Raw genomic sequence first — 17,892 nt, 5'->3', positions numbered from 1 at the left:
CCGAGGACGTCGGCCAGGCCCGACTGCGGCTACTGTCCTGCTGTCAGGCCGAGGACGTCGGCCAGGCCCGACTTCAGCGCGTCGAGGTCCCGCGCGGCCCGCTCCCGTGCCTCGGACACCTCACCGGTGACCGGGACGACGGCCTCCAGGTAGCACTTGAGCTTGGGCTCGGTGCCCGAGGGGCGGACGACGACGCGGGCGTCGCCGGACAGGCGGTAGCGCAGGCCGTCGGTGGACGGGAGGTCGGCGGAGCCCTCGATCAGGTCGTCGGTGGACTCGACCTTGCGGCCCCCGAGTTCCACCGGCGGGGTGGTGCGCAGGCGGGTCATGGCGCCGGTGATCAGGGACAGGTTGTCCACCCGGACCGAGAGCTGGGACGTGGCGTGCAGGCCGTAGCGGCGAGCTTGGTCGTCGAGGAGGTCGAGCAGGGTACGGCCGTCGAGTTTGGCCTGGGCGGCCAGCCCGGCGACGGTCAGCGCCGCGCCGATGCCGTCCTTGTCGTGCACGGGCAGCCCGAGGTCGGAGCCGACGCTGTACCCCAGCGCCTCCTCGTACCCGAAGAGCAGGCCCGGGCCGGCCTTCATGATCCATTTGAAGCCGGTCAGGGTCTCGGCGTAGCGCACCCCGTGCCCGGCAGCGATCTTGCCGAGCAGCGACGAGGAGACGATGGTGGTCGCCACCAGGCGGTCCTCGCCGGAGGTCTGCCCGATCACGTGCTCGCCCAGCAGGGCGCCCACCTCGTCGCCGGTCAGCATCCGGTAGCCACCGCCAGGCAGCGGCACACCGACCGCGCAGCGATCGGCGTCGGGGTCGTTGGCCAGGATCAGGTCGGCGCCGACCCGCTCCGCCAGCTCCAGTGCGAGGTCCATCGCGCCGGGCTCCTCCGGGTTGGGGAAGGCGACGGTGGGGAAGTCGGGGTCGGGCTCGGCCTGGGCCTCGACGATGGCCGGCGCGTCGAACCCGGCGGCGGCGAAGGCCCTGGCCAGGGTGTCGCCGCCCACGCCGTGCAGCGGGGTGTACGCCACCCGCAGCTCGCGGGCGCCGCCGATCGGGAGCGCGGTCACCGCCTCCAGGTAGGCGGCCACGACGCCGTCGTCCAGCGCGGTCCAGGCGGGGTCGTCAGGGGAGCCGAGGGGCAGCTCGGAGACCGGCCCGACCGCGTCGATGGCGGCGGAGATCTCCGCGTCGATCGGCGGCACGATCTGCGAGCCGTCCCCCCAGTAGACCTTGTAGCCGTTGTCGCGGGGCGGGTTGTGGCTGGCGGTGACGGTCACGCCCGCGTCGGCGCCGAGGTGGCGGACCGCGAAGGCCAGCACGGGCGTGGGCAGCGGCGCCGGGAGGACCGAGGCGCGCAGTCCGGCCCCGGTGAGCACGGCCGCGGTGTCGCGGGCGAAGAGGTCGGACTTGTGCCGGGCGTCGTAGCCGATCACGACATGCCTGCCGGGACCGAGGACGCGGGCCAGACCGGCGGCGGCACGCATGACCGTCACCCGGTTCATCCGATTGGGGCCGGCGCCCAGCTCGCCGCGGAGCCCGGCGGTGCCGAACTCCAGCTTCGAGCCGAACCGCTCGCGCAGCGCGTCACCGTCGCCGCTCTCCAGCAGTTCGGCCAGCTCCGCGCGCGTGTCGGGGTCGGGGTCCTGGGCCAGCCAGGAACGGGCGAGCCCCGCGAGATCGCTGCTCATTGTCACCTCTCGGGCCTGGGCCCGTCGCCGGTTGAACCCTTGAAACCAGGGTGATTCTTGAAAGCCGGGTGCTTCCTCTGACCGGTTCCCGGCCAGGGGGTCCCAGACCGTGTGGTCCGGGCTGTGGTCTCAGATCGTGTGGTCCGTGTGGTCTCAGACCGTGTGGTCCGGGCTGTGGGGCCTACAGCTTGCCGACGACCTTGGCCAGCAGGCCGCCCATGCGTGCGGCGGTGGCGCGGCCGACCTCAAGCACCTCCTCGTGGTTGAGCGGCTCGCCCACGAGACCGGCGCCCGGGTTCGTGACCAGGGAGATGCCGAGCACCTCGGCGCCGCCCTCGCGGGCCGCGATGGCCTCAAGCACCGTGGACATGCCCACCATGTCGCCACCGAGGATGCGGCACATGCGGACCTCGGCCGGGGTCTCGTACGTCGGGCCGCGGAAGGCCACGTAGACGCCCTCGGCCAGCGAAGGGTCGGCCTCGCGGGCCAGCTCGCGCAGGCGCGGGGTGTAGACGTCGGTGAGGTCGACGAAGGTGGCGCCGGTGATCGGGCTGGCACCGGTCAGGTTGATGTGGTCACTGATCAGCACCGCCTCGCCGACCTCCTGGGTCTCGGGGCGCAGGCCCCCCGCGGCGTTGGTCAGCACGACCGTGCCCGCCCCGGCCCTGATCGCGGTCCGTACCCCGTGCACGACCGGCTCCACGCCGCGGCCCTCGTAGAGGTGGGTGCGGCCGAGGAAGATCAGCACGTTCTTGCCCGACCCGGTCCGCACGGCGCGGATCCGGCCCGCGTGGCCGGCCACCGCGGGCGGAGCGAAGCCGGGCAGGTCGGTCACCGGGATCTCGGCGATCGTCTCGCCGATCGCGTCGGCGGCCGGGACCCAGCCCGAACCCATCACCAGCGCGACGTCGAAGGAGTCCACGCCGACGGTGCTCCTCAGCGTGTCCGCGGCGTCCGTGGCGAGTGCATAGGGATCATTGCTCACCTCACCGAGCGTACCGGCCGACGGTGGCGTCTCGTCCGCTCCGTACCGCTTTCTGCTTACCTGTCCATGGCCGTCCGGCGGACGGCCGCGGACAGGCGCCGAAGAGCGCCCCGTCCGTCCTCTTCCAGCACGGCTAGCCCCGTTCTCCGTATGTGCCGCGTCGTTGCAGGTCAGCAGCTATACCTGATCCAGTGCAGCAGGTAATCACCCCAGGTCGATCGGGGGTCATGTGCGGAATACAGGGCTAGAAGTGCACTGAAGATCTTGGTTTGAGTGGATATCGGCGCGGAGCAGGCGCCCCGGCGGCTTATGCAGTGGCGGGGTTCAGTGCCCAGGCGCCGCCTGTGTGGGTGAGTCCGAGGTTGATGAGGCGGCGGAGGTTGAGTGCGGCAGCGCGGTTGTGGAGCCAGATGTTGTTCTTGAGGACGCCGCGGTAGGGAACGCGACGGTTGCCTTTGGCGACCAGCCAGGCGATGGCGCGTTCGACGGGTGGTCGCCAGCGGCGGTACTCCTGCTGCCATCGCTGACTGGTGGCGGCCTGCTGCCGGGCGGTTTTGAGGAGGTCATAGTGGGGGTGGACGTTGAAGGTGCGTCCGGTCTTGGACGTGGTGCAGCGTTCGCGCAGTGGGCAGGTGCGGCACAGGATCTTGAACTGGGCCTGGCGGTTACCACCTGCCAGCGGGCGGCCGAGGGTTTTGGTGTGGCCTGCCGGGCAGGTGACGCGGCCGGTTTGGGTGTCGACCTGGAAATCGTCGGTGGTGAAGCCGCCGGGGACGGCTTGGCGTAGCGGCGGCGGCTTGATCACCAGGGTGTGGCCGTCGGCTTGGAGGGTCTGTCGCAGGTCGCCGGTGCCGTAGGCGGTGTCGCCCAGTACCGTCAGGGCATCGTCGTCGCCGGCGAGGAGGCTTCGGGCGACGGCGGCCTCGTGGTTGTCCGCGCCGCTGCCCGCGGTGAGGGCGACCTCGGTGAACAGCCCCGCCTCGGGCTCGAACGCGGCATGTGCGCGAAAGCCGTCCTGGTGGCGGGTGCGGTTCTTGTGGATGTGGCGGGCCTCGGGGTCGACCGTGGACACGATGCGGTCGTGGGCGGTGCGCCGGGCGATCCGCCATCGGCCGTCGGAGCCGTCGGCGGGCTCGACGTCTTGTCCTGCGACCAGTGCCAGCAGTCCGAGGGCGCCTGCCGCCGTCTCGCCGAGCGGTTGGCCGGGCACGTGAGCGATGAGATTAAGGGCGTCGGTGACCAGGGCGTCGACCAGTGTGTCCCGCGCCTGCTGGTCGTTCCAGGCGATCTTCGGCTTGCCGGGGTCGGTGTAGTCGTGGGCGGTGCACCACTGGGCGGCGACCGGCTCGGCGCCGGGGACGTCGCGGATGACCCGGCGGATCGCGGCGATGAGCTGGGTGACGGTGTCCTGGGTGGCGACCGCGTCGTCCAGCACGGTGGAGTCCAACGCCCGGCGCTGCCTGCCTTTGAGGACGCCGGTGGCCGCGACGACTTCCCTGACCTTGGTGAACAGCCGGTTCGGATCGGCCGAGCGCTGCAGGCGCCGTCGGAAGTAGGTCAACAGCGACGGGTCGAACGCGGTGTCGTACAGACCCAGGCCGCAGGCGGCCTTCCACCTCAGGTCACAACGCAGTTCCTGAACCGTCTCGAAGTCCGACAGCCCGTGCAGGCTCTGCAGGACGATCACTGTGGCGAGCACCTGCGGCGGCATGCTCGGCCGCCCGTTCGCCGAGGGATACATGTCCGTGAACATGTCTGCTGGGAACAGCGTCTGCCGATGTTCGGCCAGGAACGCGAAAACGCTCCCGGCTGGGATCAGCTCCCGGCAGGTCTGCCACACATCCGGCCCTACCGGTTCTCCAGCCCATTCACCCTGCACGCAACGAGTCTGGCCCCGAATCATCCGAGGCGGGACCAGAACGCAAGATTTTCAGTGCACTTCTAGCTCCCCAGGGAGGTGCAGGGGCGGCCGCGTAGTTCCTTGACGTAGTCGTCGGGGGCGCCCGCGCGCTCGGCGGCCTCGGCCAGGATGCCGAGGTAGCGGGCCGAGGGCAGCCCACCCTCGTAGCCGTCGAGCACGTAGAACCACGCCACGACCTCGCCCTCCAGGGTCTGCACCCGGAGCCTGACCTTGTGGTAGAGGCCGCGCGCCGCACCCTCCCACTGGTCGAGAGAGCTCTCGTCCCACTCGGGCACGTCGTAGAGGACGACGAAGACCTGCTCGGCTGCGTCCTCGACGATGGAGGCGAGGGCGCCCTCCCAGCTGAGATCGTTCCCGCCGAAGGTCAGACGCCAGCCCTGGAGCCAGCCCGTTCCCCTGATCGGGGAGTGAGGGGCCCGCTGGGCCATCTGCTTCGGGTCCATGTTGCTGCCGTAAGCGGCGTAGACAGGCACGTTGGCCAACACTAATCGAAGATCCGCGAGACGCTCACCCAGCCTCGAAGCCACGCCGGTGTCCCGTGGAATTACGGCGGTTTTGGAGGACTTTCGCGTTTTGGGAGGGATGCTGAGCGATGGCCGGTCCCGCCATGCGGGAGAATAGGGTACGTGACGAGGATAGTGATCATTGGTGGCGGGCCCGGTGGATACGAGGCTGCGCTGGTCGCCGCCCAGTTGGGAGCGCAGGTCACCGTCGTCGAACAGGACGGCCCCGGCGGAGCCTGCGTGCTCACCGACTGCGTGCCCTCCAAGACGCTGATCGCCACCTCCGCGCGCAAGCAGGCGCTTCTCGACGCCAGCATGCTCGGCGTGCACTTCACCGGCGGCCCCGACGGCGAGGTCGGCGGCGTCATCGCCGATATGCCGCTGGTCAACAAGCGCGTCAAGGATCTCGCCAGGGCGCAGTCCGCCGACATCGCCGCGCGACTGGCCGCCGAGGGCGTCGAGGTGATCAAGGCCCCGGGGCGGTTGGTCGACCCGCAGGTGGTCAGGGCCGGAGACAGGACGATCCGCGCCGACGTCGTCATCGTGGCGACCGGCGCGACCCCGCGTATCCTGAACGGCGCCGAGCCCGACGGCGAGCGCATCCTCACCTGGCGGCAGTTGTACGACCTGGAGGAACTGCCCGAGCACCTCATCGTGGTCGGCTCCGGCGTCACCGGCGCCGAGTTCGCGGGCGCCTACCGCTCGCTGGGCTCGGAGGTCACGCTCGTCTCCTCCCGCGACCGGATGATGCCCAATGAGGACGCCGACGCCGCCGAGGTCCTCGAAGAGGTCTACCGCCGCCGAGGCATGAACGTCATGGGCCGCTCGCGCGCCGAATCCGTCAAGCGCACCGCGGACGGTGTGGTCGTCACGCTGGAGGACGGCCGGACCGCCGAGGGCAGCCACTGCCTCATGACCGTCGGCATGGTCCCCAACACCGCCGGGATCGGTCTTGAGGAGGCCGGGGTCACCCTCGATCGGGGCGGTTTCATCCAGGTCGACAAGGTCTCCCGCACCTCCGCGCCCGGCGTCTACGCGGCCGGGGACTGCACCGGGGTCCTGATGCTCGCCTCGGTCGCCGCCATGCAGGGCCGGATCGCCGTCTGGCACGCCCTCGGCGAGGCCGTGCAGCCGCTCCGCCTGGCCACCGTGGCCTCCGCCATCTTCACCGACCCCGAGATCGCCGCCGTGGGCGTCGCCGAGAGGGCGGTCGAGGCCGGCGAGATCGAGGCCAACATCGTCAAGCTGCCGCTGGCCACCAACGCCCGCGCCAAGATGCAGGGCTTCAACGACGGTTTCGTGAAGCTGTTCTGCCGCCCGCACACCGGCATCGTCCTCGGCGGTGTCGTGGTCGCCCCCCGAGCCTCCGAGCTGATCCTGGCGGTCTCGGTGGCCGTACAGCAGCGCCTGACCGTCGACCAGATCGCGCACACCTTCGCGGTCTACCCCTCCCTGTCCGGCTCCATCACCGAGGCCGCCCGCCGCCTCATGCAGCCCATGACCCCCAGCGGCATCTGACGTGGCCCCCGGGTGGGAGGCACGGCTGGCATCCTGGGAGGCCCGCGATCACAAGGAGATCAGCCATGCCCCACCCTCTCGGCACGCCGCCCGCGCCTCGGCGCACCCCTCTCAGCGCGGAGGAGAGGGTCCGGAGCGAGGCGAACTTCGCCCCCTTGGTCGCCCAGCAGCTCGTCGCCAACGGATGGTTCAGGGTGAGCGCCGACACGCCGGAGATGGTGGAGCTGTTCCAGGCGGTCGCCCGCCGGGTGGGCGAGACGCTCGGGCGGCCTGTGGTCAGCTATGCCAACGGCAGGTACATGGTGATCACCTTCGGCCAGGAGGAGACCTCAGCCGTCTCGGCCTCACTGGCCGAGGTGCCCGCTCAGCACGGGAGTGACCGCCAGGCGTCGTCCCTGTAGTCGAGTGCTCCCGAACCGGTGGGCGGCTCCGGAGGAACCCGATGAACCTTACCGGTGCGGAATCGGTCCGGCTCAACCGTCTTGGTTCTTCAGACAGGTCCCGGACCGAAGTCGAACTCTCCGGCACGGACGCCGGAGACGAAGGCGTCCCATTCCGTGCGGGTGTAGTGGATCACGGGTCCATCGGGATCTTTGCTGTGCCGTACGGCGACACGTCCGGTGCCGTCGTTCACGGGACCCGCTTCGACACAGTTGCCGCCACCGTCGGCACTGAAGCTGCTGATGTGCCAGGAAATCGGGGCGTGCTCGGGAGCAGACATGAGCGGTGCGGCTCCATTCATGCGGGCTGATGGAACTTTTCCGCGATCGCTGTGATCAGCTCGATGGACCTCTTTGGGCTGAGCGAATCATTGCAAATGCGGTCGAACTTAGACGTAAGCCTGTCGGCGGCTCCGGCTTCTACGTATATCGCACCAGCGGGGCTCGGGACATAGGCGACTGCGGGGTAGGGGCCAGGGAGTTCGAAGATTCGAAAGGCCCCGTCAGGGCTGGCGTGAGCGCCCGCGGTCAGGGGCAATACCCGGATCTCGATGTTCGTCTGGTTCGCGGAGGCGACGAGCTGAGCGAGCTGATCACACATGATTTCGGACCCGCCTACCCTGCGGCGCAGCGTGGCCTCGTCGAGAACCGCGATGAGGTTTGGCGCGTTCTCCACGGTCAAGACCTGCTGGCGGGTCTGCCGGAACCTGATCCAGCGGTCGACCTGCTCCGGATCTGCCGTGGGTTCCTCGGCTCGGATCATGGCGTTCATGTATTCCCTGGTCTGGAGCAGCCCTGGGATGACGAATGCGTCGAACGACCTGATCCTCTGAGCGCGTGACTCCAGCCAGGCGTAGTCGACGATGTTCAGGGACAGGTCCTCGGAGTAGTTGTCCCACCAGCCGCTCTGCCAGACGTCGCGGCTCAGCCGGATGAGCCCTTCTCGCCGTTGTTCCCCTGTGACGCCGTACAGGTCGAGCAGCGCGATGACATCCGGTGTCCGGGCAGGGTACAGACCGGCTTCGAAGCGGCTGACCGTGGAGCCGTCGCGTTGAAGGAACTCGCCGGTTTCTTTGAGGGTGAGGTTGGCCGCCTCCCGTAGTTCACGGAGCTGCTTGCCCAGCCACTGGGATCGCAGGGTTACGCCGCGCTTGGCGTTCACAGCCGTTCCTTCCTCATACACGGACAGTGGTCGAAGGTTACACCTCTGTCACGCATATGGGAGGAGTTCACGATTCCGCTGTGCAGGTTTGCAGAGCGCATGCCATAGTTCATCGTGTTCAATTCATTACTCTCCGTGTTCGAGAGGTTGTGAACGACATGAGAACGTTGGCGTGCGTTAACCGCGCTCCTTGTGCCGAGGAGGCCCCATCATGATCGGCGTAACGTGGCGTAGATCTTTTCCCGGTGATCCGGCCCAGCTCCACGATGTCCGCAAACTTGTTGGAGCACTCCTGGCCGAATGCCCCGTCCTGGATGACGCGATCGCCTGCCTTGCCGAGCTGGCTTCGAACGCGGTAGTCCACACCAAGTCGCGTGGCGACGTGTTCACGGTCGAGCTCCGGCTGGTGGGTGATTCCGTCCGGATCGCCGTAACGGACGCCGGAGGGCCTACGGTGCCGGCTCTTCCTTCTCCCGTCCGGGGGGAGATGCTCGAAGGCGGGCGGGGATTGGCCATTGTCGCTGCGTTAAGCACGTACATGGGCACCGAGGGCGACGAGGAAGGCCGCACTGTGTGGGCGGAGCTCAAGTGGGGTGCCCAAGAGAGGTGCTAGCGGACGAGGACGAGGAGCCTCCCGTCGCCTCTGCGTGCCGGACTAAGATCGGCGGATGTCCAAGCCGCGATCAACAACGCGCCGGGTGCTGCGCTGGGCGCGTCGGCTGGTCGCCGTCGTGATCGGCGTCTGCGCGCTGGTGGGGGCGGTGCGGCTGGTCGCGCCCGCCACCGCGGGGACGACCGAGGAACCGGCCGGGGTCAGGCGGCAGTTGACGTTCCTGCGCGCCGCGCTGGACGGCGGGGCCGGTGACGAGGCGCAGCGGCTGTTTCCGGAGGGGTACTTCTTCCTGCACGCGCTGTACGGCCTGAGCTGGGCCGAGATCGGGATACGCGAACCGGCCGGCGAGCGGGCGTCGGCGCTGCGGGAGGCACGGTGGGCATTGGAGCGGCTGGACTCGCCGTCCGGCCGCGACCCGTTCAGCCCGGACCTCACCCCCTCGTACGGTGTCTTCTACCGAGGCTGGAGCAACTGGCTGCGCGGGCAGGTGCTGAGCCTGCAACCGGCCGGGCAACGCGATCCGGGCGAGCTGCGCCGCTTCGCCGACGACTCCGCCGCGCTCGGCGCGGCGTTCGACGCCTCGGCGTCGCCCTACCTGACCGCCTATCCCGGTCAGGCGTGGCCGGTCGACTCGACCGTGGCGATCGCGTCGCTGCGGCTGCACGACACGCTGCTGCCGGCCCGGTTCGCCGGGACCGCCGAACGCTGGCTGCGGGAGGCGCGCCGACGGCTCGACCCGCGCACCAGGCTGCTCCCGCACCGGGTCGACCCCGACACCGGCGAGCCGGCCGAGGTGGCCAGAGGCACCTCCATGGGGGACGCCCACGCCGCCCCCGCCACCGGCGAGCATCTCGTGGTGGTGGCGGATGCCACTGCTCTCGCTGCTGGTCCTTATCGGCATCGCGCCCTGGCTGCCCGCTCTGGTACGCCGCCGCACCCGCTGATCTGGAACTCGTAATCGAGCCGGTCGATAAGATCTGTCCCCCGTGGTCGCGTCCACGGATGTGGTGTACGAGCATCCGAATCCGGTAAGCCGGTCACGGTGGAAAAGCGCGGCGTTGTCCGTGGTGAAAGCGCGGCGAGGGTGGTGGAGTGGTTCAGGGCCGCTCGTCGGTGTCGCGTCGTGCGGGGTCGAAGATCAAAAGCGCAGCGAGGGCAGTGGAGTGGCCCAAGACCGCCCATCGGTACGGGTCCGCCGCGGTGCGGCAGGATTCGGGGCCGCTCCTCGCCGCTGCTCGCCGCCGCCTCGTGCGGGGCTCTCGCCGTGCGGGGTACGAAGGTCCGCGGGGCGTCCGGTCACGGGTCGCCCTCGGCCGGGCGCGGGGACGAATCGGGCCTTCCACCACGAAAAGCGGCCCACCCGAGGGGTGGCAGTGGCGCCTTCCTTGATCTGGGTGAATCCGCACGCCCCCAGCGTGCCAACTCACCCAGATCATGGAAAATCCCCGATCGTCACCACCACGGCCCCGCCTCCACGCCCGCCATGACCCGCTTTGCCCCCTCCCGGAGCTCCACCGGCCCGCCCCCGGTCACCCACACCCGCCCAACGCCCGCCACCACCCCGCACGATGCGACACCGGTGAGCGGCCCCCAACCACTCCACCACCCTCGCCGCGCTTTTCCCCACGGACTACGCCGCGCTTTTCAATGGCGATCAGCCAGGCGCGACGCAGGTACCGATCTCAAACACTCGTACACCACCTGCGCGGACGCGACCGGTGGATCTGCCGAGGGATACGTGGTGGATCTGCCGAAGGTTGCGTGGTGGATCTGCCGAGCCGAGTTCCGCTGATGGGCGTCAGCGGACGCGGGAGCGGAGGCGGTCCAGGGCGGCTCTGCCGTCCTGGACGGCGCGGGCCACGAAGTGCAGTTCCTCGGAGCGGCGGGCGACCGACAGGGCCTGCTTGGCGGCCTCGTAGGCGTCGAGCGCGTGCCGCCAGTCGTGGTCGGCGGTTATGCCGCCGCGCCCGCTGACCTGGAACTCGTAGTCGAGCTGGTCGATCTCCTCGCCCAGCCGGGTGATGTCGTCCTCGGCACCCCGCCGCGCCACGGCGAACCGGGCGTTGCGCCGGGTACGCTGCTGGGTGCTGACACCCCAGGCCACCACGGTCAGGGCCAGGCCCACCGCGCTGAGCACGACCATGACCAGGCCCACGGACAAGCCGCCGCCTCGCGCGGGTTCGGCCTGCGAGGTGTCCGTCTTCTCGATCTCGGGGGCGTCGGAGCCGGGCACCGAGGTCGGCACCGAGATGGTGAGACCCGTGGGGGTGCCCCGGGAACCGGTGAGGTCGACGTCGTCGGCCTGGGTGAAGGACGCGCCCTGGACCAGCGCGCCGGTGAAGTCGGCGCCGTTCAGTTCGGCCTGGGTGAACTGGGCCTCGCTCACGTCGGCGTACTTGAACGTCGCGTTGCGCAGGTTCGACTGGCTCAGCCTGGCCTCGCGGAGCTTGGCCCGGGTGAAGTCGGCCTTGCGGGCCTTGAGCTGGCCGGGGGTGCTCTCGTCGAGGTCGGCGTCGATGAGCTTGGCGCCGGTGAAGTTGACCTGGGTCAGCTCGGCCCTGGTCAGCTTCGCCCCGGTCAGGTTCGCGTGCGGGAACTCCGCCTGACCGGCCTCGGCGTCGACCAGGATCGCGTTTCGCAGGTCGGCGTGGTCGGCGTGCATCTGGCCCAGGTCGGCCTCGGTGAGGTTGGCGCCCCGCAGGTCGGCGTACTTCAGCGTGGCCTGGGTGAGGTTGGCCTGCTTGAGCGAGGCGCCGCGCAGGATCGCTCCGGTGAGGTCCTTCTGGATGAGCTCCACGCCGTTCAGCTTGGCCTTGGTCAGGTCGGCGCAGCGCAGGTCGTCGGGGAGCCGGGCGCCCCTGGTGAAGTCCCTGCCGCGCAGGTTGGCACCCTGGCCGGGCTTGCACGGCCCGGCCGTGGCCTGGGCGGGGGAGATGACCGTCCCCGACAGCGCGAAGATCGCGACAACGAGAGCCAGGGGGATGGAACGACGCAAGGGGGAGCCTCCTTCAAACCGGCCCCGATCGTGTCAGCAGATCATTGCATCACGCTAAACAATCACTTGCACCTTTACTACCAGGTGCTCGCGGGCGAGCAGCATGCCGGTCTCACCACCCGGCGGCCGGACCACGATCCACCGCTTCGGGCGGCCGTCGTTCGTCAGCGACGGCGAGTCCTCGATGGGGCGCTCCGGGGGTCCGTCTCAGCTGAACACGCTGCTGAGAGGCGGTCAGGCGAGGGGCGGGCTTACACAGGCTTGTTGCGGGAGTATGGCGGGGTTGTGTCCGTTGACGCACTTATTGGCCACATGTTACATATGGCATGAATCTGATTCGGCGCGCCGCCGCGCTCCTCCGCAGTGTGGTGAGCGGCTTCTCGTACCCCGGCGCTCCTCGCGGAAGTCTTCCCGGCGTGGAGGGGGGCGGGCTCCCGTGCCCCACGGGACGAACCGGACATCCCGCAGGAAGAACCGAACAAAAAGTATTATTCGGCGATCTTTCTCCCTCTCTTCCCTGTTGCTCGTCCCGTTGCTACATTCCAAAACAAGAATTTATTTCAGTTTTGGGGAGATGTGATGACCGCTCTCTCTGAGCTTGGCCAGGCCGCGTCCGCGCGGCGAGAGCTCCCGCCCTCGATGGTCGAGCGAATGACGCTGATCATCGACGCGTTCGACGGCCGTTTCACCCATCTCACCCTGGAGGACGTGGCTCGGTGCACTCACCTGCCGCGCTCGACGGCGCATCGCATCCTTGACCAGCTCGTACGACTGAACTGGCTGGAGCACTCGTCCTTCGGCTACAGCCTGGGCAAGCGGGCACTCGGAATCGGCGGAGGCGACGGCAGCCACGGCGAGATCCGAGAGGCCGCCGCGCCGCTGCTGCACGACCTGCAGATGAGAACCAGGATGGTCGTCCACCTGGCGGTCCTGGACGGCTCGGAGATCTTCTACCTGGACAAGGCCGGCGGGCGGTTCGCCCTGTCCGTGCCCTCCCGAGTCGGCGGCCGTGCCCCGGCGCACTCCACCGCGCTGGGCAAGGCGATCCTCGCCTGGCTGGAGCCCGAGCGGGTCGAGGAACTGGTCGGAGGCAAGGTCAGCCGGCTCACCAGCCGCACCATCGGCGACATCGGCACCCTGCACCAGGAGTTGAACCGCATCCGGCAGCGGCAGGGGCTGGCCTTCGAACGGGGCGAGAACGTCCCCAGCATCTCGTGTGCCGCCGCGGCGATCCGAGGCCACGAGGGCCCGGTGGCGAGCATCTCTCTCGTCGGCGACACCCGCACGCCGCTGGAGAACGTCGCCCCGCTGGTGGTCGACGCGGCACGGCAGGCCTCACTCGCCCTCTTCCCCGACCTGGACAGCCAGCGGGGGCGATCCCGTCAAGCCGCTCGGATGCCGGACCGCAACTGGTCGACGGAGACCATGAACCGATTGCTCACCATGGGCGGGAACGACGGCTGGCTGTGATTCGCGCGGCCCGGCGTCATTCCCGGGCCCGATTCCAGTCCCACTGATCCGCCCAGCCCCACAGACCGGGAGCGAACAGGGCCTGTTCGGTGTCCGTCTCATGGTCGATGCCGAACCGCCCGCGGAAGAACACCATGGGACGCCGCTCGACGTCCCGCTCCACCTCCAGTACCCGGCCGATCACCACATCGTGATCCCCGGCGACGTGCACGTCGGCGACCTCGGCGTGGACGCGCAGGAGCACGTCGCGCAGCGCCGGAGTGCCCCACCGGGACAGCTCCCAGTCGAGCCCGTCGTACTTCCTGCCCTTGCTGGAGCCGAACCGGCCGCAGAGGTCGGACTGCCCTTCGCCCAGCACGTTCACGCTGAACCTCCCGGACCTCCTGATCCTCGGCCAGGTGCGGCTGTTGTGGTCGGCGCAGAAAAGGATCAGCGGCGGTTCGAGGGACACCGACGCGAACGCCTGGCACGCGAATCCCACCGGCTCTCCGCCGTCGATGCCGGTGATGACCGTCACGCCGCTCGCGAACATGCCCATCGCCTGCCGCATTTCCGCGGGATCGGGTGGTGTCACCCCGGTGAAGTCCGGAGCTAGTGAGGGCTCGGAGGTCTCGGCTGTCATGCGGTTCACCTCGGGTGACGTCGGGCGCCGCCCCGTCGGCGGCCTCGGGCAACGAAGTTACGGACCTCCGGTGGGCTTCACCAGGGCTGGATCCCGCTGAGCGGAAGGGGCTCGGGGCGCGACCCGGTGTCCCGGCCGATCCCGGGCGGAGGTGGGCCGGGTCTCACTCATCGGGAGAGGCGACCCGCTCGCCGGCCCTCGCGGGCTACCTTCCCCGAAGCCGATACTCCGCGATGAACAGGACGGATGAATGCTTACCGAGCTGACCTATGAGTCGACGGCGCGGGAACTTGCGACCGACCAGGGTGTACTGCGCTACCACGAAGCCGGCGAGGGCCCGCCGCTGCTGCTCCTGCACGGCTCGGGGCCCGGAGTCACCGGCTGGCGGAACTTCCGAGGCAACCTCGCGGTCCTGGCGGAGCACTTCCGCTGCCTGATCCTGGAGTTCCCCGGTTTCGGGGTGAGCGATTCCACCGGCGAGCATCCCATGGTGGGGGCGCAGACCGCGGTGATCCGCTTCCTTGACGGGCTCGGGCTCCATCAGGCCGACGTGATCGGCAACTCCATGGGCGGAGCCATCGGTGCCCAGGTGGCGATGGCCCATCCCGACCGGGTGCGCCGGTTGGTCACCATCGGCGGCATCGGCAGGAACCTGTTCAGCCCGGGCCCCGGTGAGGGCATCAAGCTGCTCATGGATTTCACCGAGGAGCCCACCCGGGAGCGGCTCGTTCAGTGGCTGGACTCCATGGTCTACGACCGGTCCCTGGTCACCGAGGAACTGATCGAGGAGCGCTGGGCGCTGGCCACCGAACCGGCCACCCTGGCCGGCGCCCGCCAGATGTACGGCAAGGCGGCGTTCGCCGCCCGTGCCGCGGCCGCGGCGGCCTCGGACGCCCCGCCGTACTGGGCGATGCTGCACAAGGTCAAGGCCAAGACACTGATCACCTGGGGCCGCGACGACCGGGTCAGCCCGCTTGACATGGCGATCCTGCCGATGCGGTCCATCCCCGACGTCGAGGTGCACATCTTCCCCGACTGCGGTCACTGGGTGATGATCGAGCAGAAAGCCGCCTGGGAGAGCGCCGTGCTGGCCTTCCTGACCAGGAAGGACGAGCGGTGAGTGGGTGGGACCACGAGTTCGACCTGGTCATCGTGGGCAGCGGCGGCGGCGGCATGACGGCGGCGCTGACCGCGCACGACAGCGGCCTGTCCGCGGTGGTGGTCGAGAAGGGTGCGGCGTTCGGCGGCAGCACCGGGATTTCCGGTGGCGGCATCTGGATCCCCAACAATCCCACCCTGCGGGCCGAGGGGCACGACGACAGCCGCGAGTCCATCCGCCGCTACCTCGATCTGCTGACCGAGCGCCGGGTCCCCGCGGCCAGGCTCGACGCGTTCGTGGACAACGGTCCGGCCGCGATGGAACTGCTCGGCAGGAGCAAGTGGATCCGGTTCTTCTGGACCAGGGGTTACGCCGACTACCACCCCGAGTTCGAAGGCGGCAGGCCGCTGGGCCGGTCGATCGAGCCGATCCCGTTCGACACCCGCGCGCTCGGCGAGGACGAGAAGTACCAGCGTCCCAACGGCATGAAGGGCCCGCTGGGGCTCTGGGTCACCAGCAAGGACTACCACGACCTGGCCATGGTCAAGCGCACCTGGAGCGGCCGCCGGGCGTCGATCGTCGCCGCCTGGCGGGTCTGGTCGAACCTGTTCCGCCGCCGCCACATGTCCACCGGCGGGCGCGCGCTCGTCGCCCGGCTGCGGATGGCGCTGAAGGACGCGCGGATCCCGCTGTGGCTGCGGACGCCGATGACCGAACTCGTCACCGACGAAAGCGGCGCCGTCACCGGCGTCGTCGTTCGGCGCGACGGGAAGACCGTCCGGATCCGCGGCAGGCGCGGGGTGCTGCTGGCGACCGGTGGTTTCGACCACAACCAGGAAATGCGCGACAAGTACCTGCCCGCCGGCGGCCGAACCGACTTCGGCATGGGGGCCACGGAGAACACCGGCGACGGCATCCTGGCGGGCGAGCGGCTCGGCGCGGCCCTCGACCTGATGGACGACGCCTGGTGGATGCCGGCCGTACGGCACCCGGCGGGGGCGACCATCCCGCTGGTGTCCGAGCGGTGCATCCCGCCGTCGGTCATCGTGTCGCAGCAGGGGCGGCGGTTCACCAACGAGTCCGCCCCATACGTCAACTTCGTGCACGACCAGTTGGCCGGCGGGCACGTGCCCGTGTGGTTCGTGATGGACGCCAAGGCCCGGACGCGGTACCCGTTCGCGCAGATCCTTCCCGGGATGCCGATACCGGAGGCGTTCTACGAGCGGGGTGTGGCGTTCCGCGCCGACACGCTCGCCGAGCTGGCGGTAAAGGTCGGCATGCCCGCCGGCGCGCTGGCCGAGACCGTCGAGCGTTTCAACCGGTTCGCCAGGGCCGGCAAGGACGAGGACTTCGGCCGGGGCGACAGCGCCTACGACCGCTACTACGGCGATCCCACGCTGAGGAATCCGAACCTCGACGTGATCGACAAGGCGCCGTACTATGCCTTTCGTGTCGAGGCCGGCGACCTCGGCACCAAGGGCGGGCTGGTCTGCGACGAGCACAGCCGGGTGCTGCGATCCGACGGCTCGGTGATCGAAGGGCTGTACGCCACCGGGAACACCTCCGCATCGGTCATGGGCAACGAGTACGCGGGTCCCGGCGCTACGATCGGCCCCTCGATCGTCTTCGGGTACATCGCCGCCCGGCACGCGGCGGGTCGATCCCACCAGACCGTTTCCGCGATCAGGGAGGAGTGGGGAGCATGACCCAGCCGGGACCACTGAAGGCGCGGGTCGTCGAGGTCATCCGGGAGACCTCCGACGCGCACTCGCTGGTGCTGGAGCCCGCCGACGGAGACCACACCCGGTTCGGCTACCGGCCAGGCCAGTTCCTCACCATCCGGGTGCCCACCACCCGCCCCGAGGGTGCGGCGCGCTGCTACTCCCTGAGCAGCTCACCGGTGTGCGACGAGAAGCTCAAGGTGACGGTGAAGCGCACCCGGGGCGGCTACGGGTCGAACTGGATCTGCGATGACGTCATCGAGGGGGACGTGCTGGAGGTGCTGCGGCCGGCGGGCACGTTCGTCCCCGTCTCGCTCGACGAGGACCTGCTGCTGCTCGCCGGCGGCAGCGGCATCACACCGGTCATGTCGATCCTCAAATCGTGCCTGCGCGGGGGCACCGGCGCCGTCTCCCTCCTGTACGCCAACCGCGACGAGAACTCGGTGATCTTCCGTGACGAACTGGTGGCGCTGACCGCCGAGTACGGCGAGAGGCTGACCGTCGTCCACTGGCTGGAGTCGGTGCAGGGCCTGCCCAGCGCGAGCAGCCTGGCCGCGCTGACCCGGCCGTACACCGACCGGGAGGCGTTCATCTGCGGCCCGGGCCCGTTCATGGACCTCGCCGTGAAGGTCCTCGCCGACCTGGGTGTCCCGAGGCGGCGGGTCAACGTCGAACGTTTCGAGTCGCTGGCCACCGACCCCTTCGCCGGGCCCGGTGTCGCGGTCGACTCCTCGGGCCCCGGCAGCACGCTCGAGATCGAGCTGGACGGTGAGAAGAGGACGTTGACCTGGCCGAAGGGCAACAAGCTCCTCGACGTGCTACTGGCGGCCGGCATGGAGGCGCCGTACTCGTGCCGTGAGGGGTCCTGCAGCGCCTGCGCCTGCGTGCTGCTGGAGGGCGAGGTCGCGCTGGAGCGCAACACGGTCCTCGACGCGCAGGACCTCGCCGACGGGCTGATCCTTTCCTGCCAGGCGACCCCGCTCAGCGAGCACCTCAGGATCACCTACGACGAGTGAACCTCAGGATCACCTACGACGAGTGAACCTCAGGATCACCTACGACGAGTGAACCTCAGGATCACCTACGACGAGTGAACCTCGTCCGGGCCCGGAACCCTTTCGCCGAGGGGGAGACGGGCACCGCTGGGAGAGCCGTCAC

16 protein-coding genes are annotated in these 17,892 nt (G+C 69.5%); 8 read left to right on the top strand and 8 right to left on the bottom strand.

Annotated elements, in window-relative coordinates; genetic code table 11:
- Nucleotides 1-29 precede the first annotated feature (29 nt).
- The 4 genes from OIE13_RS25415 to OIE13_RS25400 form a co-directional block, all read right to left on the bottom strand.
- A complete protein-coding gene (locus OIE13_RS25415; RefSeq protein WP_326635843.1) occupies nt 30-1,685 on the bottom strand; it encodes a phospho-sugar mutase in 1,656 nt (551 codons plus the stop codon).
- A 181-nt stretch (nt 1,686-1,866) separates the two neighbouring features.
- Nucleotides 1,867-2,670, bottom strand: coding sequence for a purine-nucleoside phosphorylase (locus OIE13_RS25410; RefSeq protein ID WP_326635845.1), 804 nt, complete (start codon nt 2,668-2,670; stop codon nt 1,867-1,869).
- 307 nt (nt 2,671-2,977) lie between these two features.
- On the bottom strand, nt 2,978-4,549 hold the full coding sequence (locus OIE13_RS25405; protein WP_326639485.1) for an IS1182 family transposase: 1,572 nt from the start codon (nt 4,547-4,549) through the stop codon (nt 2,978-2,980).
- A 62-nt stretch (nt 4,550-4,611) separates the two neighbouring features.
- Entirely contained in the window at nt 4,612-5,064 is a 453-nt protein-coding gene (locus OIE13_RS25400; RefSeq protein WP_326635846.1) for a gamma-glutamylcyclotransferase, read from the bottom strand.
- A 153-nt stretch (nt 5,065-5,217) separates the two neighbouring features.
- On the opposite strand from OIE13_RS25400, the gene OIE13_RS25395 reads away from it, so the two are divergent.
- The gene (locus OIE13_RS25395; protein WP_326635847.1) at nt 5,218-6,612 is read left to right on the top strand and encodes an NAD(P)H-quinone dehydrogenase; all 1,395 of its coding nucleotides are present in this window, start codon (nt 5,218-5,220) and stop codon (nt 6,610-6,612) included.
- A gap of 65 nt (nt 6,613-6,677) precedes the next feature.
- Entirely contained in the window at nt 6,678-7,013 is a 336-nt protein-coding gene (locus OIE13_RS25390; RefSeq protein ID WP_326635849.1) for a hypothetical protein, read from the top strand.
- An 89-nt stretch (nt 7,014-7,102) separates the two neighbouring features.
- Here OIE13_RS25390 and OIE13_RS25385 read toward each other — a convergent pair whose 3' ends face one another.
- Together OIE13_RS25385 and OIE13_RS25380 are read right to left on the bottom strand one after the other, a co-directional pair.
- Nucleotides 7,103-7,333: a DUF397 domain-containing protein gene (locus OIE13_RS25385; protein ID WP_326635851.1), complete on the bottom strand. Its 231-nt coding sequence runs from the start codon at nt 7,331-7,333 to the stop codon at nt 7,103-7,105.
- A 17-nt stretch (nt 7,334-7,350) separates the two neighbouring features.
- Nucleotides 7,351-8,214, bottom strand: a complete 864-nt coding sequence (locus tag OIE13_RS25380) for a helix-turn-helix domain-containing protein (RefSeq protein WP_326635853.1) — start codon at nt 8,212-8,214, stop codon at nt 7,351-7,353.
- 211 nt (nt 8,215-8,425) lie between these two features.
- Between OIE13_RS25380 and OIE13_RS25375 the strand changes: the two genes are divergently transcribed.
- Nucleotides 8,426-8,827: an ATP-binding protein gene (locus OIE13_RS25375; protein WP_326635854.1), complete on the top strand. Its 402-nt coding sequence runs from the start codon at nt 8,426-8,428 to the stop codon at nt 8,825-8,827.
- A 55-nt stretch (nt 8,828-8,882) separates the two neighbouring features.
- Entirely contained in the window at nt 8,883-9,785 is a 903-nt protein-coding gene (locus OIE13_RS25370) for a hypothetical protein (RefSeq protein ID WP_326635855.1), read from the top strand.
- A gap of 840 nt (nt 9,786-10,625) precedes the next feature.
- On the opposite strand, the gene OIE13_RS25365 is transcribed toward OIE13_RS25370, so the two are convergent.
- On the bottom strand, nt 10,626-11,822 hold the full coding sequence (locus tag OIE13_RS25365) for a pentapeptide repeat-containing protein (protein ID WP_326635856.1): 1,197 nt from the start codon (nt 11,820-11,822) through the stop codon (nt 10,626-10,628).
- A gap of 579 nt (nt 11,823-12,401) precedes the next feature.
- Between OIE13_RS25365 and OIE13_RS25360 the strand changes: the two genes are divergently transcribed.
- On the top strand, nt 12,402-13,292 hold the full coding sequence (locus tag OIE13_RS25360; protein ID WP_326635857.1) for an IclR family transcriptional regulator: 891 nt from the start codon (nt 12,402-12,404) through the stop codon (nt 13,290-13,292).
- A 16-nt stretch (nt 13,293-13,308) separates the two neighbouring features.
- Here the strand turns inward: OIE13_RS25360 and OIE13_RS25355 are convergent, their stop codons facing one another.
- Nucleotides 13,309-13,914, bottom strand: coding sequence for a flavin reductase family protein (locus OIE13_RS25355; protein WP_326828832.1), 606 nt, complete (start codon nt 13,912-13,914; stop codon nt 13,309-13,311).
- Between the two features lie 250 nt (nt 13,915-14,164).
- Between OIE13_RS25355 and OIE13_RS25350 the strand changes: the two genes are divergently transcribed.
- From OIE13_RS25350 to OIE13_RS25340, 3 genes are read left to right on the top strand one after another with little or no spacing between them, the layout of a single operon-like run.
- On the top strand, nt 14,165-15,034 hold the full coding sequence (locus OIE13_RS25350) for an alpha/beta fold hydrolase (RefSeq protein WP_326635859.1): 870 nt from the start codon (nt 14,165-14,167) through the stop codon (nt 15,032-15,034).
- On the top strand, nt 15,031-16,719 hold the full coding sequence (locus OIE13_RS25345; RefSeq protein WP_326635860.1) for an FAD-binding protein: 1,689 nt from the start codon (nt 15,031-15,033) through the stop codon (nt 16,717-16,719). The genes OIE13_RS25350 and OIE13_RS25345 overlap by 4 nt, the downstream gene beginning before the upstream one ends.
- The gene (locus OIE13_RS25340) at nt 16,716-17,750 is read left to right on the top strand and encodes a ferredoxin--NADP reductase (RefSeq protein WP_326635861.1); all 1,035 of its coding nucleotides are present in this window, start codon (nt 16,716-16,718) and stop codon (nt 17,748-17,750) included. Before OIE13_RS25345 ends, OIE13_RS25340 begins: the two co-directional genes overlap by 4 nt.
- The last annotated feature ends 142 nt before the right edge of the window (nt 17,751-17,892 follow it).

The organism is Streptosporangium sp. NBC_01810, assembly GCF_035917355.1.
GTDB lineage: Bacteria > Actinomycetota > Actinomycetes > Streptosporangiales > Streptosporangiaceae > Streptosporangium.
Note: the sequence above shows the minus strand (reverse complement) of the source record. Positions and strands in the feature narration are given on the sequence as shown.